The following is a 20,779-nucleotide window of genomic DNA, read 5'->3' on the forward strand; positions in this document are numbered from 1 at the left end:
GTGCGGCATCCTTTTCGCAACACGGCCCACCGTCGATTTTCAACCCGCGACCATCGCCTGAAACCGCGCCACTTCATGATCACGCACGATCAGTCTGGTGGCGCGATCGGACCAAAACGCCCGAAGCGGACCGGCTAAACTTGGAGCGGATCAATTGCGGCTCTGAATTGTCCAGGTCTGCAGATGCAAAGGAGAGAGAAATGAAACCAGGAAAACACGTGTCGGCATTATTGAGCGCAAGCTTGCTTGCGCTGAGTAGCGTTTCGGCACTTGCCGAAGCACCGCAAATGAAAATGACCACCGACCTGCCCGACTCGATCACGACACCGGACAGCGTGGACAGTTCGCTCGGCACGCTGACCTATCGGGACGGGGTCCCCGACGGCGCGACCGTCGATACGCTTTATGACTATCTCGACCGGTCCCGCGCAGTCGAGGTGATGCTGAACGCCATGCCAACCATGTCGGCCTATGCCCTGCGCGAAGGTCAGAGCGCGGCAGGTTGTGCCGACGCTGCGCACCAGATCTGCATTTTTGATACACTCATGGATTCCAAGTCGCAGGTTCTGACGGGGAACACGTCGACGATGTACGCCATGGGTTTTTTCGACCTCGAACGGGACGGGCCGACGGTGATTGAGCTTCCACCGGGCATGCTGGGCGTGCTGGACGACATGGCTTTTCAGTATATTACCGACCTTGGCGCGGCCGGCCCGGACAAAGGCAAGGGCGGCAATTTCCTTGTTCTCCCGCCGGGGTATGACGGCGACGTGCCAGAGGGCTACTTCGTTGTCCAATCCAAGACCTACGGTGTCTGGAATTTCATGCGCGGGTATTTGACGGACGGGGTCGAAGCGGCCTCGAAAAACATCCGCGACAACCTGAAGGTCTATCCACTGTCGCAGGCCGACACACCGCCTGCGATGGAGTTCGTGAATGTCTCGGGCGCTGAGGTAAGCACGGTTGTTGCCACCGATGTCAGTTTCTACTCTGGGCTAAACGACGTGATCCAACAGGAACCCGAAGGGTTTCTGGGTGTTGAACGAACCGGCCAGCTCGCGGCAATCGGGATTGAAAAGGGTAAAGACTTTGCCCCCGACGACCGGATGCAGGCGATCCTGGAGGATGCGGCAAAAATTGGCGATGGCATTGCGCGCAACTATACCTATTTCCCGCGCGACCCTGGCGTGAAAGTGTTCGGGGAAGACAGCGCCTGGGTGCTGGCATTCCCTGACCGCGACACGACCTTTATGCGGGGCGCGGGCCGCAACCTTGATGGGAGGACGACTTTCCACTACGGATACATCGTAGTGTCGCCCGCCATGGCGATCCGGTCTGCCGGCAAGGGGTCGGACTATACCATGGCAATGCTGGACAGCGAAAAACGCCCGCTGGATGGCGCCAAGACTTACAAGCTGACGATGCCTGCAGATGTGCCGGTTAAGGATTTCTGGGCGGTCACGATGTACGACACCCAGACCCGCTCGCAATTGCAGACCGACCAGCAGTTCCCGACGCTTGATAGTTATACCGAGGGTATGCAGAAGAACGCTGACGGATCGATTGATGTCTATTTCGGACCGACGCCACCCGAAGGCAAGGAAAGCAACTGGCTGCAATCGGTGCCCGGCAAGGGGTGGTTCATCGCCCTGCGGATGTACGGCCCGCTTGAACCCTGGCTGGATGGCAACTGGCAACCCGGCGAGATTGAACTGGTTGAATAAGGGATTGCTTCGGGGCTGGTCACTGGACCAGCCCCGGACATTACAAGGGAATTAAGCCATGTTTGAAATTGGACTAGGCAGAACCGCCCAATCTGCAAAACTGGACGGATCACACTCGATTGATCTGATCCGACAAGCAGACACCCGCCAGGTGATCCGCATCAGCGGGTTCTACTTAAGGTTTCGAACTGCAATCGCTGCCCGGCTTTCAGGAGAGAATGATGTTTCATTTGAACTCTGACCTTCACTGGCCGCGATGGATCATCGTGGCAGGTGTACTGCTGCTCAATGCCTTGAGTGGATCATCCATTCGGGCCGATGAAGGCGGCACGAGTTTTTGGCTTCCGGGACAATATGGCAGTTTTGCCGCCGTTGCGCCCGAGCCAGGTGCGTCTCTGGCGATGGTTTCCTATTGGTATTCTGCAAATGCGAGTGTCAGTGAACCTCTGGGATTTGGCAACGACCTGAAACTTGGCGTCGACGCCAGCTATTTCGGTCAGTTTATAGTTCCGGCTTATACACCAGACACGACTATTCTTGGCGGGCGTCCCAGTTTTTCGCTGGCGTTCATTCCTGCCCGCAGCAAGGTGTCAGCGGATATTTCAGTTGGGGGGGGCAGTGCGGCCGCGTCAGATGAAGTGACGGGAATGAGCGATCTGTATCCCACCGCTCAACTGTTCTGGAACCGTGGTGTGCATAACTATATGGCCTATGTCGCCGGCAGCATTCCGGTTGGCAGTTATGACCCCAACCGTCTATCAAACCTTGGGCTGGGGCACGCTGCGATCGATATTGGTGGTGCATATACCTTTCTCAACCCCGATACGGGGTGGGAGTTTTCAGCCACTGCTGGTTTGACATACAACTTTAAAAATTCTGACACAAACTACAAGAACGGCATCGATTTCCACATCGATCTGGGCGCATCCAAATTTGTGACCGAGCAGATGTATGTGGGACTTGTCGGATTTGCCTATCAGCAGCTGACGGCTGATAGCGGACAGCCTGCCATCCTTGGTGATTTCAAGGGACGCACCTTTGGGATCGGCCCGCAAATCGGCTGGATCTTTGAAGCAGGCGGCAAAGAAGTCTTTGCCAACCTGCGGGGCTACAAGGAATTCAATGTCAAGAACAGGGTCGAAGGCGACGGCTTGATGTTCACGATAAGCTTTCCGCTTTGAAAGGCACGATCAAGTGTTCAGGTGGCGTGATCGGACCAAAACGGCTTGGAGGGAAGCCTAGTCTGAAGAAAGAATCGATCCCTGCCTGATCGCAGGGGTGTCGGCTTTCACAACTGAGGAGATCACCATGAGACAACAATCCATCAAGACCCTTATGTACGGCGCAAGTGCCCTTGCTTTCGCATTCAGCCCGGCGCTGGCTGAAAGCCCCACATACAAGAATACAACCGATATCCCCGCAAACGTCGTCACACCCGATCGCACGGAGACGCGAATCGGGACGCTGGAATTCGTGGACGGTGTTCCAACCCCGGCCACGTCACAAGCGCTGTGGGATCATCTGGACTTCAGCCGCGCGGTCGAGGCGATGATCATGACCACACCGGCCGCGTCGCTGGCCGGGTTCCGTAAGGGCCTTCGCCAATTTGGCCCTGACAATGAAACCATGATGTACTGGCATGGTCGACTTGATTCCAAGGGCCTCTTGCTGACCGGCAACACCACGGTGATTTACGGCTTCATGTGGATCGACCTGAAAGACGGGCCGATGATCATGGAAACGCCGCCGGACGTTCTGGGCATCATCGACAATGCCTGGTTTCATTATCTGACTGACTTCGGCAATGCCGGACCCGACAAGGGAAAAGGTGGCAAGTACCTGCTGGTGCCCCCGGGATATGAGGGTGAGTTGCCCGAAGGTTATATCGTGCGCCGTTCCGAGACCTATGGTCATTGGCTGGCGGTCCGGGGGTTCATGACGGATTTCGAAGCCGACCCGGTTGTCGACAACATGAAATCCCATTTCCGTCTGTACCCCATGGGAGAGGATCCCAAAGAGGTGAATTGGGTTGATGTGGCCCTGAAAGAACTCAACACCCTGCACGCACAGGATGCGACCTTCTTTGAAGAAGTGAACGAGATTGTTCAGGAAGAGCCGAATGCGGCGCAGAGCGCGGAAATGCTCGGCCTGCTGCGGGCCATCGGCATCGAAAAAGGCAAACCCTTTGCGCCCGATGAGCGTATGCAGAAAATTCTTGCCGAAGCTGCAGCGGTCGGCACCGCCGCGCAGCGCTCGATCATTTGGGCCAATCGTGACGATAACCGCATCATCTGGCAGGACAGCAAAAGCTGGGAAAGAGGCTTTGCCGGTGGCAGTTACGAATTCCTGAATGACGGCATCCGCCTGATCAACTCGCGTGTGCGGTTCCACTTCTATGCCACGGGTATCACACCGGCGATGGTGAAACCCCCGATCGGCGCCGGGTCGCAATATGTGATCGGTCTGCGCGATGCTGAAGGCGATCCGCTTGACGGCGCAAAAACGTATCGCGTGCACGTGCCCCCAAATGTTCCGGCCCGCCGGTTTTGGGACATCACGGTCTATGACAACATGACCCGGTCCATGCTTCAGGTCGACAGCCCTTACCCCGCTGTCACCAGCATCGATAAGGCGGTCGTGCAGAATGCGGATGGCTCCTGGGATGTCTATTTCGGTCCGGAACGTCCGGACGGTGCGGACAACTGGATTCAGACCATTCCCGGCAAAGGCTGGAACATGCTGTGGCGCATCTATGGCCCCGAACAGGCTTGGTATGATGGCGAATGGCAGCCCGGCGAAGTCGAAGAGGTCAGCGAATAGGGCCACAGTGGTTGAGACCGCCAGCGCTGTGTTGGCGGCTCAGCCCGGCAGGCTGAAATCCTGCCTACTTGTCGTGAACGGACCAAAACGAACCCCCGGCGATTGGGATAATTCGACCATCATTCAATTTCTAAAAAGGAGAAGAGAAATGAAACTCTCTGAAGGACTTGCCGCACTCGCCGAGAAGGCGAAAAATGTCGAAACACGCGTTGATGAATATACGCGTGAGGAACAGGCCAAACGCGACGCGCTCAAAGCAAAGTGGAGTGCGGAATACGCAAAGGCCGAGCAGGACTGGAACAGCGCCGTTGCCGAGGTCGACAGCAGCATGAATGCGTGGTGGTCCGGCATCCAGTCGAACTATGAAAACCACAAGGCCGAGCAGAAAGCGAAATGGGACGCCTGGAAAGCGGAACGCGATCTGGCGAAGGCCGAGAGGAACGCAGAGAACGCAGAGGCGGATGCCGCTGTTGCGATTGCCTACGCCCAGCTTGTTTCCGAAGAGGCGCAGGCCATTGCGATGGAAGCCGTCGGAGCCCGTGCCCATGCGGAAGGCCTGAAGGGCGGGTAAGGTTTTGCCTATTGCTGGGGCGCTGACACGCCCCGGCTTCACACAATTCTTCAAGCCTCAATGGCGGCTGTCGGGGGATTTCCCTTCAGTCTCGTGATCAGGTGAGCATGTCGATCGAACCAATGCGAAAACACATCAGGAGAGCGTTATGAAAGCAACTGAAATCGAACTCGGGAAAACCAGCATTTGCTTCAGACTATGCGCTTCCGTCTTCGCCTTGGGGCAATTTACCGCGGTGGCAATCGCGCAGGACGCTCCAGAACGGGATAGCTGGAAATTCACGGTGGCGCCATATCTCTGGGGGGCGAGCCTGTCCGGTACCGCTGCGACGATTCCTGGCCTGCCTCCTGTCGACGTCGATGCCAGTTTTAGCGACATCCTCGATAACCTGTCTTTCGCGGGAATGATTGTTGGCAATGCGCAGAAGGGAAGGTGGGGTGTCACAGCAGACCTGCAGTACATTAGCCTGAAGAACTCCACCTCAGATCTGCAACCGCTTTTCAACAACGCGACCGTCAGAGCGAAGAACAAGATCTTCTCGGTTCTGGGGGAATACAAGATGGTGGAGGCTCCGACCGGAGAACTGTGGGCCAGCGCCGGTGCCCGGTACTGGAGCGTCGACACTTCTTTGGACCTGGCCGCAGGCGATCTGCCCACTGCCTCTGCCAACGGAAATGACAGCTGGGTTGATCCGGTCATTGGTTTGCGCGGACGGATGGACATTGCCGACAGGAAATACCTGACCGGTTGGGCCTATGCAGGTGGCTTCGGAGTGGGTTCCGAAATTATGGCGGATATCTTTGGTGGTGTTGGATACAAGTTCACACCCATGACCTCGGGAGTACTTGGATACCGCTTGCTGATGGTCGACCGCAGGAGCGGCGACTTCACATACGATGTTGAACAGAAGGGGCTCATGGCCGGGTTGAGCTTTCAGTTCTGACGAGCAACCCGTCATGACGGCGCCCCGGTATGGGGCGAGCGACCCCAGATTGGCGCGGGATAACCAAAAGGCAATGTCGCGTTGTGCTGGAATGATTCTCAGATGTCTGGGCCGTTATGGCGCCGGATCGACCAAGAAAGGACGCAGACTATGCCGAAAACACGAAAAATATACACCGCCGCGTACCTGGCAGCCCTGTTGCTTGCTTCAACTGCTTTGCCCGGAGCGGCGCAGGGAACAGACGCTGCATCTCTAGCGCAGGCCAACAATCCTCTCGCGGCGTTCAAGACGTTCAATTTGCAAAACCAGTACAACGGCTCTTTGACTGGAACAGATTCAACTGCCAATTCATTCTTTCTGCGAGGCGCTCTACCTGTTTCCGCCTTTGGAGGAGATTGGCTTGTACGTGCTACTTTGCCCATCAACGATTTTCCCGATCCCTTCAATGGCGGAAAAACCAACGGCCTTGGAGACTTTAACGTTTTTGCGGCTTATCTGATGGATACCGGTAACCCCAACCTTAGTTTCGGTATCGGGCCACAAGTCACGGCTCCGACCGCAACCGAGGATGCGACAGGGTCTGGGAAATGGTCGGCAGGTCTGGCCAACGTTTTGTTCAATACGGCAACACCTGGATTTCAGTGGGGGTACCTGTTGACGTGGCAGGGCAGTTTTGCGGGCGACAGCGACCGCGCTGATGTTAATTCAGGCGCATTTCAACCATTGCTGATCAAGCAGTTGGGCAACGGCTGGTACCTGAGATCAACAGCGATCTGGACCTACGACTTTGAGACTGACAACTACAACATCCCGATCGGATTTGGTGCAGGGCGTGTGGTCACGAAGCCAAATGTCACCATCAATTACTTCATTGAGCCTCAATATTCAGTGGCGTCCGATGGAGATGGACAAATGGAGTGGGGCGTATTTGCTGGCGTCAACTTTCAGTTTGCCAAATAGTATAAATGGAGAAAGCAATGCATAGAACTTTGACAGCCGCCCTTCTTGTTTCGACTTGCCTGGCCACCAGCGCCTTGGCTCAGGAGGCCCAGCCTGTTGGCGATTTGTTCACCAATCCGGGAACGCCACAGACCAGCAGCGATTTCCGGTCGGCTCCGATGAGCCTCGACACGAATTTTGGCGCGCTGGAGTTCGACGGCGGCGGATTCCCGACCAAAGAGTCTGCGCAGGCGTTGTATGATGAACTGGACCTGCAACGCGCCACGCAAGCTTACATGGATTTCTACCCGGCGCTATCGCTCTATGCGATCGTGAAGTCCCAGGCCCGTGATCTCAAGTTCGAAACCTCGTCGGACATTGGCGTGATGGCGGACTACATGAACTCCAACCAACCCTATTTGACCGGCAACAACAGCACGATTTATGCGGTGGCATCGCTTGATCTGAAGATCGACGGCCCAACGGTCGTCGAGATTCCGGCCGGCATGTTTGGCACCGCCAATGACGCGGTGTTCAATTACCTGACCGATTTCGGCGCCACCGGCCTGGATAAGGGCGAAGGCGGGAAATACCTGTTCCTCCCCCCCGGTTACACGGGCGATATACCCGACGGGTACTTCGTAATGCGCTCTCCGGGCTACCGGGTCTGGACCATGATGCGTGCTTTCGTCGATGTTGGAACTGGCGATGAGGCGGTGGAGTGGTTCGAGCAGAATTTCAAGGTCTACCCGCTGGAGACCGGCCCGCGCGAGGCGCGTTATGTCAACGCAAGCGAGGTGGGCATGAACCCGCTTCCTCCAGAGGACGGAACGGTCTTCGAGATGCTCAACGAGATCATTCAGCACGAGCCGTCCGAACTGTTTGACCCCGAGCAGCTCGGTCGTCTGGCCACTCTGGGCATCGAAAAGGGAAAACCCTTCACTCCGGATGTCCGCATGTCCGCAATCCTCGATCAGGGGGCCAAGCAGGGCACGGCCATGTCCCGGGCCATCGTCTATGCTTCACGTGAGCCTGATATCCGCTATTGGCCGGAGCGGCAGTGGGAAAAGATGTTTGTGCGCAATACCGAGTTCACCCGGGACAGCGGCGCCAATGACATTGATGCCCGCACGCTGTGGCACTACCAGGCGATTGTGGTTTCGCCCAACCTTCTGTCGACCACCCCGGGTGTGGGGACGGCCTATCTCACGTCCTTCAGGGATGCGAATGGCGGGTTTCTTGATGGGAGCAAGTCCTACCGGCTGAACGTCCCCGCAAATACGCCGGTCAAACGGTTCTGGGCCGTAACGGCCTATGATCCAGCCACCCGTGGACTGTTGGCATCGGACGGCCAAATCACGGTTGGCAGCCAGACCGACCCCGTGGTCAACGCGGATGGATCGGTGGATCTGTATTTCGGTCAATCGGTACCTGAGGGATTCGAGGCGAACTGGATCAAGACCGACCCATCCAAGGGGTTCTTCACAGTTTTCCGCTTCTACGGCCCGCTTGAAGGCTACATTGAAAAAACATGGGTACTGAACGACTTCGAGTTAACTGAGTGATCTCCGTACCATTGATTGTAGCTAAAGACACGCGAGGTGCGGGCAGCGTTGCACACTTGCCTGCTCCCGCATGACGGCACAAGCGCCCATCATCAAAAGGATAGGCGGTTCGTCCGGCGGCAGCACCAATTCCTTGGCCGTCCGTGCCTGGAACTACTGGCTGTATTCCACCACAGGCGGACATTCTGGCGCATCGCCTGTCTCAAAGCCCGCTGTCTCGTATGGGCACGGCGAACGGTCGGATTGGAATTTGGAGATTTGGGATGCTTTGAACGGCCGGTATGGGGAATTCGTGCTGCGCTGCCGCTGAACCTGTGTGTCTGGATCGTGTGTCGACGCCACGATCTGCGCTGCAGTTGCATCAGGCTGGTTTGTCCGCATGTGCGACATAGAACGTGAGCGCAGCGAATGTCCGGATTCCCAAGGAGCTGTACAAATCGCTGACATGGGACCGTGGATCAGAGATGGCCGGGCATGCAAAGTTCACGATGGCGACAAATATTGACGTCTATTTTTGTGACCCCCAGTCACCTTGGCAACGAGGAAGTAATGAAAATACCAATCGATTACTTCGCCAATACTTCCCGAAAGGCACTGACATATCGGGCTTTAGCCAAGCGAAACTCAGCGCCGTCGCTCGCCAGCTTAACGAGAGACCTCGAAAGACCTTGCAATACCAAACGCCTGCTGAGAAGTTTGACGCATGTGTTGCGGCGACCAGTTGAAACCACAGGACAATGCTGCCGACGGACTTTTGTCTGCATTTGGTGGGATAAAGCGCGATTAAGAAGATAATCGGGGCCGCGCTTGTTGGCCAGAGCAATGGCCAGCTTATGTCGCTGCATGCGTGTTGCTGCTTGGGACAGTCAGACCGCTCGAGAATTCTGCGGCGCGCAGACGACGCTCGTGTCACGCGCTGACATCAAATCTCTTCAATCATTTCTTTGCCTTGCCTGATAAGATCTCGCACGTGGGCGTTGAACGCCTTCTCCTCTGCAGTACAGAGACCGTGCTTCAGCGCATTTTTATTACTTCTGGGCGCGCCGGAGCCTGCGGCACCGCCGTGCATCCGGCACCTTTTCTTACCTGCGACGGCGGGCGCCTGACAGGGTGTGCCCTTGCGGGTCTTTGCGCCGCAGCGTGCGGCTTGCGTCATGGGGCCCGTGTTGCGCTTGTGGGGGGATGGCACCTTCAAGACTTCCGGGCCTTTGATGGAACTTTCTCGGTACTGGTATCTTTCTCGGTACTGGTATCAAGTGTCGGCTGCTCATTGTGCTCAAGCGATGGAGGCCCCTTGTCCTGTTTCCGGCGCCCTGTTGCGCCAGCCGAAACATTCCCGACAATGGCCTGCCCTCCGGCTTCCACATTCACATGCTCGACCGTCACTTTCTGCTGCCCCTTGCCGCGGTGTTTGTTCAGCGTGGCCAGCTGCTGCGTGTAGAGTGTCATCAGCTTATGCGCGTGTTTCAGCGCCATATCGCGCCCTGCGAAGGTCTGGTTCGGCAAAGCTGCCCGCTTCAGACACTCCAGCGCGGCATCATGCGTCCCGACCATTTGCATCGCAAGCATGCCCTCAGCGCCATCTGCAGGCTCCAGGCTTTCATAAAGTTCCAGGGCGCGCACCACGCGCTCGTGTTTGGTGTCCTCGCTTGCGTCCTCATGTACCCAGAGCAGCTTTGATATTTCGTTGAGTTTTTGCTGGAGCAGATTTGCATCGCTGACCTCGAGAGCTGTCTGCAGCTTTTTAGAGGAAATCTGTTCGTGCGCTGCAAGAGCGCTCTTTGACACGGTCACTTCCGGTGATTTCCTGGCCATGCCGGATCTGCACTCCTCGATATCCTAGACGCAGTTTAGCATAGTTTTGCCGGTTTCAGCAGACATTCGGCGTGGTTATTCTACTGTGTATGGGGTTGTTTTTTATTTTTGATATGGTGTCCCCCCCACCCCCGCGGCAAATGCCCGATAACGTCACTCCCGGATATCCTTTCGCGATCGACATCAGGCGTCTGATAACAAGTCAACTGAGCGCCTGGACCGGGATGTCCAAAAATAAAGTGACTGAAAGCGCGGCTCCGTCTTCGATCTGCGGCACAACCTGCTGAAAGACCTTCATTCCAACTTGAAGCTTTTCAACCGTGCCAACGACACGTTGCACGGACGCTCCGGCCTACGCATAGTGACCGGGCGTGATTGTTTAAGTAGACCGCGCGACGTTACCACCGCGGAAAAAAGCGGCGTATGTATCGTAAAGATCTGCACTCGGGTCGATCAAGAACTAATGAGTGATGCACAATGCATCACCGCTCAGACCGAAAATGATTAAATCCTGACCAGAACGCTCAATTGTATCCTGATGTAACTCAGCCCTATCAGCAACAACATAGCTGCTGTCAGGTTCCGCAGTCAGATAACGACTGATGGTTCAGACTAGAAAAAAGGTGGAATTCCAGGACACTTGTGTATTCCACAGAAAAATAGGTTGACGTGAACATACCTTTGAAATGACCTTGGGTCTGTGAGACATGACAGATTTCAGAAAATAAGGGCACCAGAAATGCCGTATTTCCGCCGATGCGGAAGAATACTCTTGAATTTTGACGTTTTGAACCTTGTGGTTGAATGGTTTTTTTCTGTTTGCAGGTACGCTAATCACGTGATCAGTTCGAATGCTGAGACAAGCAGCACGGCTTATAGCAGGGCCGAAGAACCGAGAGCAGCGATTGGCGGTGCTTGCTCGTGAAGCGGAGTTTTTCCAAATGGGTGGGATGGGTCCGTATCATCGCCTTTGTCTGTGTGGCCTTCGGGATCGTCGTTCGGATCGGTGACCCACTTCTTGTCTCTGCCATCCGCAATGCGGTGTTTGATTTTTATCACCAGACCAAACCACGCGAATATACCCCGCTTCCGGTGGCCATCCTCGATGTGGATGATCGCAGTATTGAGGCGTTAGGACAGTGGCCGTGGCCGCGCACTCGGATCGCAGAGATGGTCGACAAGGCCACTCAGGATGGCGCGGTTGCGATTGCATTCGACATTATCTTTGCCGAACCAGACCGTTTATCGCCAGCGCAGATCGCAGCGGACAACCCCGAACTCCCTCCCGACCTTGCCGCTCAGATGCTCAAACTCCCCGATAATGACGCGATCCTTGCCGAGGCTTTCACCCGTGCGCGCGTAATCGTCGGGCAGACCTCTGTGCGGTCCTCTGCTGGAAATCGCGCAGAGAAACGCGATTTGACAGACGTCCAATTCGCGCTGATCGGCCCCGATCCTAAACCTTTTCTGTTGCGTTTTCCTGATATCTTGCAAAATCTGCCAGAACTTGAGGCCGCTGCTGCGGGCCGTGGATTGTTCAATGCCAGGCCGGACGCGGATGGCGTATTTCGGCGCGTACCACTTGTGATGAACGTTCAGGAAGAAGTTCGGCTTGGGCTCACGCCGGAATTGCTCAGGATCGCGACGGGCGGTCAGCCGTTTGCAGTACGCACGAATGCCGCAGGTGTTGAAGGGATTATTTTGGCGCAACAACTGGTGCCCACCGCGCGCGATGGCACGGTGTGGCCGTATCTGACACCACATTTGAGGGCAAGATATGTGTCGGCGGGTGATCTGCTGGAAGGCACGATGCCGCGCGGCAGGCTCGCGGGCCATCTGGTCCTCGTTGGCACCTCTGCCATCGGTCTTGAAGACTTCCGCGCAACACCTCTTGGCACGTCGATGGCCGGGGTGGAAATTCACGCTCAGGTCCTCGAAAACATGATGGCAAAGACCCTTCTAATCCGTCCCAACTACACAATCACGGTCGAGCTTGCAGTGACCCTACTCCTGTGCACCTTGGTTATTATTTTTGCGCCATTCTTCGGTGCCAGCGCGCTGATTATCTCGTCGGCATTCCTGCTGACCGCGTATATCGCAATATCCTATTATCTCTTTTACGAACATCGAATATTGCTCGACCCATCTTTTCCCACCTTCTCAACGGCACTCACCATCATTTTAATATCCACGGTGAATTATCTGCGTGAAGAAAAGCAAAAGCGTGTGATACGTGATGCTTTTGGCCAATATGTATCACCTGATCTGGTGAACCAACTGACCGAAAACCAGGAACAACTCAGTCTTGGAGGAGAATCCCGTGAGCTTACGCTTTTGTTCAGTGATGTGCGCGGGTTTACCGCGATTGCAGAAGCATTCCGAGACGACCCTGAAGGCCTGACCAGGTTAATGAACCAGTTTCTGAACATCCTATCCAAAGCCATTCTGGATCAGAATGGCACCATCGACAAGTTCATGGGTGATGCTGTCATGGCTTTCTGGAACGCGCCTTTGGACAACCCCGACCATGTCCGGTCTGCGTGCCGTGCAGCGCTCAGAATGATTCGGGATGTCAAAGATTTCAACATGGACCGCATGCAGACAAGCGCCAATAGCCACAACGGGCAGAGTGACAAGGAAAAGGCAGAAAGAATGGTGCAGACAATTCACCGTCTGAACGTCGGCATCGGCATCAATACCGGGCAATGTGTTGTCGGCAATATGGGCAGTGACACGCGGTTTGATTACACCGCATTAGGTGATCCGGTTAACGTTGCTTCACGGCTTGAGGGCCAATCGCGCTATTATGGCGCGCCAATCATTTTAGGTCAGACCACTGCATACGAGGTGATCGGCGAGTTTGCTTTGCTTGAGCTTGATATGATCCGTGTGGTCGGCAAGGCAGTGCCCGAGAATATATTTGCTCTTTTGGGAGATGAAACGCTTTTCGAAGATCCCGCATTCAAAACTGCTGTGGAAACAAACTCAAAGATGCTCGCGGCCTATCGGGCGCAAGACTGGGATGCGCTGGAGACGTTGATCGATGCGTTGCGCAATGACCTGAATATGATCAATTTCCCGTTGGACGAATATATCCAGATGTACCGGACCCGGCTCACCGAGCTCCGCGCAACTCCACCGGGTCCCGACTGGGATGGCGTTTATGTCTCGTCGCAAAAGTGATCAACGCTCGCGGAAGGCTTCTAACTGCGCGCTCAGGACCTGTTTTGCCAGATAGGACAGGACTGATTATTCGCCGGTTTGGATACCAACTGGGGCGATCATACCCGGCGTGATCGGCAGCGGATCAGCTTCTGTGTCAAGATAGCTCCTGTCTTAATTACGATGACGAGAAAGAACTTCAGCCCCTCGTCGGAAACGATGGTATCAGAGCCGCTTCGGATCACCTCGCCGTCCAGCGCGCCATACACCAGATTGTCATAGGCGAAAATTTTTACCGATGCCCTTTCTTCAGTGCTGACAAAGGAGAAGCCCCGCGACGCCAGATCTGCCGAGTTTTCACACTGCGTGCGGACTTACCAAAAACAGAAGGCTACAGATTTGTCGCAATATTAAGACTGTTTGTATGAGTTGGTCGGGAAACGGATTAGTCGGTTTTTGCCGCATCCACTGCACCAGGAAATGGCCCAAGGCAACTAGACCTATGAGACACCTGAAACACATGATTATAAAGTTGTGCCACCCATTGCTTGCCTTCCATAGTGTGTTCCAGATGCACGAGCGCGGGACCAATCAAGGGCTGCACCTGCTTCCAAAAGAACTGCGGGAACTGTTCCATCAAATCCATCGGAGTCTTATATCCGAGCGTTTCCGCGAAACCGGTTTCGGCGAACTCACAATACAGCCCACCAATCTTCCTATGATAAAAAGGGTCGGCGATCTGGCCGATTAGATCCGCAGCGCGCACCAGAGCAGGTTCGCTCGTTGTATCAGCATAAGCCTGATTGTCCGGAACAGGAAATCGAGTGTATTCGATAGCGTCAGCTATCCTCTCTTCATCGATGAGACTGGAACCCGCAAATCGTTGCCTGACATAGATTTTTCCACGGTCTATGTGATAGGGAGCAAGAAAAGCATCGGAAGCACCGCGCGGTGGACAAACCTTGTCTCCGGCCGCGTTTACAATCACCTCGGCGTCCGTGTCACCTTCACAGATGTCACGAGTATATCCGATATCATGAACCAAAAGTGCGACGATGAAGTGGAGCCAATCTTCCGGTTGGACAGCGCGAGTGACCAACTGACCTCGAATGATTTGCTGACCAACGAGTGTCACCATCATCGTATGTTCGGCATTATGATAAAGAGCGTCCGAATTGCCCAAACGTTCTAGCAACATTCGGGCGCTACCGCTTATGTATGCGGCATATTCGGCTTTGCGTCCGGAGAAATACTGAAGGTAGGTTTCAGCGAGATGATCTCCAAATTTGGCGGCAACGACCGCGGTCGGATTGAACATTCTCACCTCACATTTTCTGGCTCCCGAGCCTATCATAACCAATTGAGAGCACTATGTCAGCCTCGGTCTCATTATGTTGGGAAACGCGATAATCACTGCTGTGACTTTGAAGCAATTGATGGAATTCCGAATATCACAAAAGCAAACGCCGCTTTACTCAGGTCAACCCTTGAAGCCGCCGGCATCGAATTCATCGGCACGCCAGACGATGCGCCCGGCATCCGCATCCACGCCCGCAAAGATTGATCCGGGACGCATTATACAGTGGACACAATCTTTCTCATCGCCAGCAAGACCGCCTGTTTTTTGCTGCGCCCGGAGACCATCCTTGTTCTTCTGTTTGCCCTCCCGCTGGTCCTGCTCTGGCGTGCGCGCATCACAGCTGCGAAGCGCGCTCTTGCCTTCGCCCTAAGCCTCGTGGTCCTGATCGGCCTCACGCCCGTTGGCAATCTGGTTCTGAACCCGCTGGAGGCCGCCTACCCTGTCCACCCGGACATCACGTCCCCGAAAGGCATCATCGTTCTTGGTGGCATGGAGCATGTAGCACCTGAACGCGTCGGCGGCTTTGCGCAGGTAAACGATGCCGCGCAGCGCCTGATCGCAACGATAGAACTCGCAAATCGGTTCCCCGACGCGAAGGTCCTGTTCTCAGGCGGGAAGGTAGCGCTCAGCCCCGTCGAGGAGGGCGCATATGAGATTGGGCCGGACATCCTGCGCCGGCTTGGCCTGCCAGAGGCGCGTCTGATCGTCGAGGGGCAGTCGCGCACAACGGCGGAGAATGCGCGGCGCACCCGCGCAAGGGTTGCCGACACTGATGGGACCTGGGTTCTGGTCACCAGCGCCTTTCACATGCCACGCGCATTTGGCACCTTCTGTGCAGCCGGATGGCGCAACCTCATCCCCTACCCCGTCGACGATAGGGGCGGGGACTTTTTAAGCAATATAAGATGGGACCTCGTCGGGCACCTCGGCATGGTCAACCTTGGTGTGAAGGAATGGATCGGCCTGTTGCGGTACCGGGTATTTGGCCGCACAGAAGCATTCTTTCCGACGGACTATAACTGAAGTGGTCCACAGCCGCGCCAGCAATATGTACTTCATTGAGCCTCCAAGAACGGAGTGGTTCGCGGATGGTGAAACGCCCCCCAAGACCTGCAGATCGACCGATAGATGCATCGCCCCGCCAAGGGGCTATTTTTTCGAGTTGCGCAGCAGTACACATCACATATGCGTTTTAGGTCTTTCATTTTTCTGATGTCGCTCTTGTGTCTGCCGGCGCGCGTCTTGGCCGGCGAGGTCACGGTTCGGCTACAAGACCTGGAGCAGGTTGCGCCGGGTATGCAGGTTGCGACCGGGTTAGAGATCCCGCCAACAGATGTCTCCTTGCCAATAGTTGCAGCGACATCGGACACGCAAGTCGCCACGCTGCTCCGCAGCTATGATGCGCGTGGGCTGTCGAACAGTTTTGAAGGCATTCTCTACGATAACCGCGATCGGGGACATTCGCGCTTGGACCCCAAGCTGTACCCCCGGCTGCACCATCTCAAATACGGGGACGCCCTGGAACAGAAAGACGCGGATTATGGGCTCGCGGGCATGATCCTGTACCCGGCGGTCGTGTTTGGCAACTCCTCCACAGCGATCACAGGTGGCGTGGAGGCGCGCAGTCTGCCCAGGCTCGCGATGACATCGCGGCTCGGGCGGGAATTGAGTGCGCGGCTCTACCGGAACAACCACATTTACATCTACCCCGAGCATCGCGATTTCGACGAGGTCGACCGCTTTCCAGCGCATTGGCCATATCACATTGTCAGTCAGGGGTCTTCGGGGTCGGACCGGCCCTTCATGCGCGCCATAGCCGCCACGCTTGCCGCCTTCCCGTCGGACACGCTGGACTATATGAAGGAACACGGGCTCGTCGCCCCGACCCTTCAAATGATACTGAGGCGCAACCTCAGACCCGTCAACCAGCTGGAGCACTATCTCGCTGGGTCAGCACACCGGCCGGTCTTGAACGGAAGTGAGGTCCGACCCGAACGCATGGTTGGGCACGCGGCAGCACTTCGACCGGAGGACATCCCGCCTATGGCTCAGATTGCGGTCATCGAGGAAGATTTTCGCGACGCTGCAGGCCTCGCGCAGATGAGCGAAAAACTCTACGACACGCCCTCCGCCGTTGCACGGATCTGGCGAGGCTTTGAAGGCATCAAGACACTGACTATATCGGCAGAGAACACGGTCGACCCGATGGGCAAGCCCGTGACCAACACGTGGCGCCTGTTACAGGGGGACCCGGACAGGGTCCGTATCATCCCCGTGGGTGATAATGGGCAGCAAGCCCGCATATCGATTGCCTGGCACGACCCTTTTGATGTTCAGGTGACCTCCACAGAGGGTCATCGGCAGATCCAAACGTCACGTGTCGACATCGGACTGTTCGCCAGCAGCGGACGCGAGCAAAGTGCGCCCGCCATTCTCTCAATCTCCTTTCCCGCGCACCAAATACGCACCTATGGTCGCAGCAATACCGGCGGGTTGCGTTTGAACAGCATCAACTACGATGCTTTGGGCCGAGACACATATTATGATCCTGTCCTACACTGGTCGGCGCCTTGGACGGACACGGCCATTGTAGATACGAGCGGTACGTTGACGGAGTGGCGACGCGCGTTTTCGGGCGATGGCATGGTAGAAACTACGGTCCCCGCCGACAATTTGTTCAATAGCCACGAGCTCAGCAGAGTGAACGGGCGTCCGGCCCTAGACTACGTGCAATAGAATGTATCCGTTCTCTCGCGGCTAATCCCGCCCAAGCGGTTTTCAGAGTTGTGAGAGGCACGGGTCAAGTGCCGTGACACGGGTGATGTGATGGCAAAGCCCAATCAAAGGGTGCCTGAGCGCTATCTGCTTGACTGCGTCCCCGTGCAATTTTCGCATGAATTAAGCCGGATCGTTCGGACCTTGGGGAGAAGCAAGGCTTTCGTTACAGTTGAACAAACGCCTTCTGTCGAACAGGGGTGGTAGCGCCAATCAGACCGCAGCAGCTGTTACGCGCCGACGCTCCCAGAGAAACGCCATCATGGCAAGAAGCGAGCCAAATGCCGCCAATGCGCCGGTTGCACTCACTTCGGGAACCGCCCGAAGGCCACTGGTCGGAGCGTCCGTTATTGAGAGGCTGGAGATCTGTACCGAGCGGCCGTTCGTCGACGTCAAGTGAGCACCGAGCCCCCAATAATCTAATTCAGGATTGCCGATGGCTAAGTTCAGATCGGTAAGAGCCGCGTCAGACAGCACAATGGAAAATGTTGGAATCGCTTCACCTTGCAAGTCAGAATCATTGATGCGTTTCGTGCCGAATGAGCTACCACCTGCTCCCATAGTCTCTAAATCCGAAAAGACCTGTGTGAGGGTTGTAGTGGATGAGGCACCGAGAAGAAAATCGATGCTGGCTTGAGTGACGTCGTAAAAGGCAAGGTCTTCATATGCACTAGGCCCTCCCGTCGAGGAATCGAGCATACCAGTCGCGAAAAATGTTACCTCTATATTTAAATTCTCATCGATTAGACTACCGCCAAATTCTGTCAGGTCATACAAAAAATAGCTGTTGGAAATCGTAAATCCCGGCTGCGAATTGTCTAGCCCGGTTATCGTATCGGTTCCCTCCAAGTACGTGACATTCTCTGCCTGCGTGGTCTCTTTAACGCTCCCTTGGAACTCATTACACGTCAAAAAATAATCACCGCTATAGAGATCAGGGTTCGGGCAGTCGGTGGCAACCTGCGCCGTCGTCGGCGCAGCAAATGCCACGGTCAAAATCGCAGCCAATAAGGTTAAAAGGCTTCGCACAAATAAATCCTGACAAAGAATCACGATAGATCCATGATAAGGATATCACAGCAGACACAATTTCGCCATAATCCTGTCAGGATACCCCGTTTAATCCACCACAGGGCGCTGTCAGACCAATTCGAACTCGTCTCTGCAAGGACAATATGACTGCGCTTTATGCCGCACCCAAAAGAATCTTCATGAAAATTTCCGTCATCACAGCCGTCTATAACCGCGCCGCAACCATCGGCGAGGCCCTACACTCCGTTCAGTCTCAAAGCTGGGAAAACACCGAACATGTGCTGCAGGACGGCGGATCAACCGATGGCACGCTGGACATTTTGCAGAGTCAGTCAGATCCGCGGATGTCACTGCTCAGCGAGAGAGACGACGGCATCTACGACGCCATCAACCGTGGCAAGGCGCGGGCGACGGGCGATGTTGTCGGGTTGATGCACTCTGATGATATCTTCGCCCACAACCGGGTGCTGGAGCAGGTCGCAGACGCTTTCTCAGATCCTGCCGTCGACTGCGTCTACGGCGATCTGCAGTACGTGGCGCAAGACGACACAGACCGTGTCATTCGCCACTGGACCTCTGGCGGCTATTCACGTGACCTGCTGCCGCGCGGGTGGATGCCACCGCATCCGACGTTCTACATCCGCAGGTCGCTGCTGGAAAAATACGGCGCCTATGACACCTCCTTCCAGATCGCGGCGGATTATGATGCGATGTTGCGCTGGCTCTGGACGCATGAGCTCAGGCCTGCCTATATCCCCGAAGTGATGGTGAAGATGCGGGTGGGAGGTGAAAGTAACCGCTCGCTGGGGCGGATCCTCCAGAAAAGCCGCGAGGACTATCGCGCTCTTAAGCGCAACAAGGTCGGCGGCATTGGCGCGCTAGCGCAGAAGAATTTCAGCAAGATCAAGCAATTCAGACCACATAAGTGAGACTATATATGAGCAAGACAGCCCTTATCACAGGAATCACGGGTCAGGACGGATCCTATCTGGCAGAATTATTGCTGGAAAAAGGATACAATGTGCACGGCATCAAGCGCCGGGCGTCGCTCTTTAACACGCAAAGGATTGACCACATTTACGAGGATCCGCATGAAAAAAAATCCGCAACTGAAGCTGCACTACGGCGATCTTGCGGACAGCTCAAACCTGACGCGCATCCTCTCGGAGGTGAAACCCGATGAGGTGTATAATCTCGGCGCGCAGTCTCATGTTGCCGTGAGTTTTGAAGCACCTGAATACACCGCAGGTGTCGACGCCACTGGCACGCTTCGGCTGCTGGAAGCCGATCCGCTTTTTGGGCTGGAGAAGACCAAAGACCACGCGGTTTTATCAGGCCTGCACCTCGGAGCTCTACGGATTGGTGCAGGAAACACCGCAGACCGAGACCACGCCCTTCCACCCTCGTAGTCCCTATGCAGTCGCCAAGATGTATACCTACTGGATCACCGTGAACTACAGAGAGGCCTATGGCATGTATGCCTGCAACGGCATCCTCTTTAACCACAAAAGCTCCCGCCGTGGTGAGACTTTTGTGACCCGTAAAATCACCCGCGGGTTGGCGCATATTGCACAGGGGCTTTAGGACTGCCTCTATATGGGTAACATCGACGCGCTGCTTGATTGGGGCATGCCAAAGACTACGTGCGAATGTAGTGGATGATGCTACAGCAGGCGGCGGAGGACTTTGTCATCGCCACCGGCAAGCAGTATTCTGTGCGGGTGTTCATCACCTGGGCTGCGGAGGATCTCGGCATCACATTGCGCTTTGAGGGCGCCGGCGTTGAAGAAAAGGCAATTGTGGAAACCGTGACAGGAGACAGGACCCCTGCCGTAAAGCCCGGCGATGTCGTAGTTCAGATTGACCCGCGATATTTCCGCCCGGCGGAGGTGGAAAGGCTGCTGGGAGATCGTGCCAGAGCGAAAGCCGTTCTCGGCTGGGAGCCCGAGATCACTGCGCGCGAGATGTGTGCGGAGATGGTTCAGGAAGATCTGAAGTCTGCAAGACGATATGCACTGCTGAAAGAGCACGGGCTGGACCTGGCTGTCTCGCTGGAAGGGTGAGGAGCGCGCC

Annotated in this window: 17 protein-coding genes and 3 pseudogenes; 14 read left to right on the forward strand and 6 right to left on the reverse strand. The window is 55.6% G+C overall.

Annotated elements, in window-relative coordinates; all coding sequences use genetic code 11:
* Positions 1-200 precede the first annotated feature (200 nt).
* The 9 genes and pseudogenes from C1J05_RS11420 to C1J05_RS11460 all read left to right on the forward strand — a co-directional run.
* Positions 201-1,724, forward strand: a complete 1,524-nt coding sequence (locus tag C1J05_RS11420; RefSeq protein ID WP_114870351.1) for a DUF1254 domain-containing protein — start codon at positions 201-203, stop codon at positions 1,722-1,724.
* A 58-nt stretch (positions 1,725-1,782) separates the two neighbouring features.
* Entirely contained in the window at positions 1,783-1,965 is a 183-nt protein-coding gene (locus C1J05_RS21435; RefSeq protein ID WP_162798023.1) for a hypothetical protein, read from the forward strand.
* A gap of 25 nt (positions 1,966-1,990) precedes the next feature.
* Complete coding sequence (locus tag C1J05_RS11425) at positions 1,991-2,905, forward strand: SphA family protein (RefSeq protein WP_205388931.1); 915 nt, start codon at positions 1,991-1,993, stop codon at positions 2,903-2,905.
* Between the two features lie 127 nt (positions 2,906-3,032).
* Positions 3,033-4,544 carry a DUF1254 domain-containing protein gene (locus C1J05_RS11430; protein ID WP_114870352.1) on the forward strand — a complete coding sequence of 504 codons (1,512 nt, stop codon included), beginning with the start codon at positions 3,033-3,035 and terminating at the stop codon, positions 4,542-4,544.
* A gap of 148 nt (positions 4,545-4,692) precedes the next feature.
* On the forward strand, positions 4,693-5,115 hold the full coding sequence (locus C1J05_RS11435) for a hypothetical protein (RefSeq protein ID WP_114870353.1): 423 nt from the start codon (positions 4,693-4,695) through the stop codon (positions 5,113-5,115).
* A 148-nt stretch (positions 5,116-5,263) separates the two neighbouring features.
* On the forward strand, positions 5,264-6,058 hold the full coding sequence (locus tag C1J05_RS11440; protein ID WP_114870354.1) for a hypothetical protein: 795 nt from the start codon (positions 5,264-5,266) through the stop codon (positions 6,056-6,058).
* Between the two features lie 150 nt (positions 6,059-6,208).
* Entirely contained in the window at positions 6,209-7,018 is an 810-nt protein-coding gene (locus C1J05_RS11445) for a hypothetical protein (protein ID WP_114870355.1), read from the forward strand.
* A 17-nt stretch (positions 7,019-7,035) separates the two neighbouring features.
* Entirely contained in the window at positions 7,036-8,562 is a 1,527-nt protein-coding gene (locus C1J05_RS11450) for a DUF1254 domain-containing protein (protein WP_205388932.1), read from the forward strand.
* A gap of 413 nt (positions 8,563-8,975) precedes the next feature.
* Positions 8,976-9,287, forward strand: a pseudogene (locus tag C1J05_RS11460) (IS30 family transposase); the annotation flags it as partial.
* A gap of 197 nt (positions 9,288-9,484) precedes the next feature.
* On the opposite strand, the gene C1J05_RS22255 reads toward C1J05_RS11460, so the two are convergent.
* The 4 genes and pseudogenes from C1J05_RS22255 to C1J05_RS21440 all read right to left on the reverse strand — a co-directional run bounded on the left by C1J05_RS22255 (position 9,485) and on the right by C1J05_RS21440 (position 10,717).
* A complete protein-coding gene (locus C1J05_RS22255) occupies positions 9,485-9,631 on the reverse strand; it encodes a hypothetical protein (protein ID WP_205389322.1) in 147 nt (48 codons plus the stop codon).
* Between the two features lie 18 nt (positions 9,632-9,649).
* Positions 9,650-9,718 (reverse strand): annotated as a pseudogene (locus C1J05_RS22260) (hypothetical protein); the annotation flags it as partial.
* 35 nt (positions 9,719-9,753) lie between these two features.
* Positions 9,754-10,377, reverse strand: a complete 624-nt coding sequence (locus C1J05_RS11470) for a hypothetical protein (protein ID WP_114870359.1) — start codon at positions 10,375-10,377, stop codon at positions 9,754-9,756.
* Positions 10,378-10,579: 202 nt separating this feature from the next.
* Entirely contained in the window at positions 10,580-10,717 is a 138-nt protein-coding gene (locus C1J05_RS21440; RefSeq protein WP_162798024.1) for a hypothetical protein, read from the reverse strand.
* 581 nt (positions 10,718-11,298) lie between these two features.
* On the opposite strand from C1J05_RS21440, the gene C1J05_RS11480 reads away from it, so the two are divergent.
* Entirely contained in the window at positions 11,299-13,560 is a 2,262-nt protein-coding gene (locus C1J05_RS11480; RefSeq protein ID WP_162798025.1) for a CHASE2 domain-containing protein, read from the forward strand.
* Positions 13,561-13,984: 424 nt separating this feature from the next.
* Here C1J05_RS11480 and C1J05_RS11485 read toward each other — a convergent pair whose 3' ends face one another.
* On the reverse strand, positions 13,985-14,857 hold the full coding sequence (locus C1J05_RS11485; protein ID WP_114872283.1) for a metal-dependent phosphohydrolase: 873 nt from the start codon (positions 14,855-14,857) through the stop codon (positions 13,985-13,987).
* Positions 14,858-15,121: 264 nt separating this feature from the next.
* Between C1J05_RS11485 and C1J05_RS11490 the strand changes: the two genes are divergently transcribed.
* Both C1J05_RS11490 and C1J05_RS11495 read left to right on the forward strand, forming a co-directional pair.
* Positions 15,122-15,922, forward strand: a complete 801-nt coding sequence (locus C1J05_RS11490; RefSeq protein WP_114870362.1) for a YdcF family protein — start codon at positions 15,122-15,124, stop codon at positions 15,920-15,922.
* A 105-nt stretch (positions 15,923-16,027) separates the two neighbouring features.
* Positions 16,028-17,635 (forward strand): hypothetical protein, encoded by a 1,608-nt coding sequence (locus C1J05_RS11495; RefSeq protein ID WP_162798026.1) that lies wholly within the window; start codon positions 16,028-16,030, stop codon positions 17,633-17,635.
* Between the two features lie 252 nt (positions 17,636-17,887).
* On the opposite strand, the gene C1J05_RS11500 is transcribed toward C1J05_RS11495, so the two are convergent.
* On the reverse strand, positions 17,888-18,727 hold the full coding sequence (locus tag C1J05_RS11500; protein WP_162798027.1) for a hypothetical protein: 840 nt from the start codon (positions 18,725-18,727) through the stop codon (positions 17,888-17,890).
* 158 nt (positions 18,728-18,885) lie between these two features.
* Between C1J05_RS11500 and C1J05_RS11505 the strand changes: the two genes are divergently transcribed.
* Together C1J05_RS11505 and gmd are read left to right on the forward strand one after the other, a co-directional pair.
* Positions 18,886-19,635, forward strand: a complete 750-nt coding sequence (locus tag C1J05_RS11505) for a glycosyltransferase family 2 protein (RefSeq protein WP_114872284.1) — start codon at positions 18,886-18,888, stop codon at positions 19,633-19,635.
* Between the two features lie 8 nt (positions 19,636-19,643).
* Positions 19,644-20,769, forward strand: a pseudogene (gene gmd / locus C1J05_RS11510) (GDP-mannose 4,6-dehydratase).
* The last annotated feature ends 10 nt before the right edge of the window (positions 20,770-20,779 follow it).

The organism is Sulfitobacter sp. JL08, from assembly GCF_003352045.1.
GTDB lineage: Bacteria > Pseudomonadota > Alphaproteobacteria > Rhodobacterales > Rhodobacteraceae > JL08.

Coding starts and splice junctions, on each gene's coding strand:
- C1J05_RS11420 (WP_114870351.1), top strand. CDS start 201: ATGAAACCAGGAAAACACGTGTCGGCATTATTGAGCGCAAGCTTGCTT.
- C1J05_RS11435 (WP_114870353.1), top strand. CDS start 4,693: ATGAAACTCTCTGAAGGACTTGCCGCACTCGCCGAGAAGGCGAAAAAT.
- C1J05_RS11440 (WP_114870354.1), top strand. CDS start 5,264: ATGAAAGCAACTGAAATCGAACTCGGGAAAACCAGCATTTGCTTCAGA.
- C1J05_RS11495 (WP_162798026.1), top strand. CDS start 16,028: ATGCATCGCCCCGCCAAGGGGCTATTTTTTCGAGTTGCGCAGCAGTAC.
- C1J05_RS11485 (WP_114872283.1), bottom strand. CDS start 14,857: ATGTTCAATCCGACCGCGGTCGTTGCCGCCAAATTTGGAGATCATCTC.
- C1J05_RS11470 (WP_114870359.1), bottom strand. CDS start 10,377: ATGGCCAGGAAATCACCGGAAGTGACCGTGTCAAAGAGCGCTCTTGCA.
- C1J05_RS21435 (WP_162798023.1), top strand. CDS start 1,783: ATGTTTGAAATTGGACTAGGCAGAACCGCCCAATCTGCAAAACTGGAC.
- C1J05_RS11445 (WP_114870355.1), top strand. CDS start 6,209: ATGCCGAAAACACGAAAAATATACACCGCCGCGTACCTGGCAGCCCTG.
- C1J05_RS11430 (WP_114870352.1), top strand. CDS start 3,033: ATGAGACAACAATCCATCAAGACCCTTATGTACGGCGCAAGTGCCCTT.
- C1J05_RS22255 (WP_205389322.1), bottom strand. CDS start 9,631: ATGCACGGCGGTGCCGCAGGCTCCGGCGCGCCCAGAAGTAATAAAAAT.
- C1J05_RS11505 (WP_114872284.1), top strand. CDS start 18,886: ATGAAAATTTCCGTCATCACAGCCGTCTATAACCGCGCCGCAACCATC.
- C1J05_RS11450 (WP_205388932.1), top strand. CDS start 7,036: ATGCATAGAACTTTGACAGCCGCCCTTCTTGTTTCGACTTGCCTGGCC.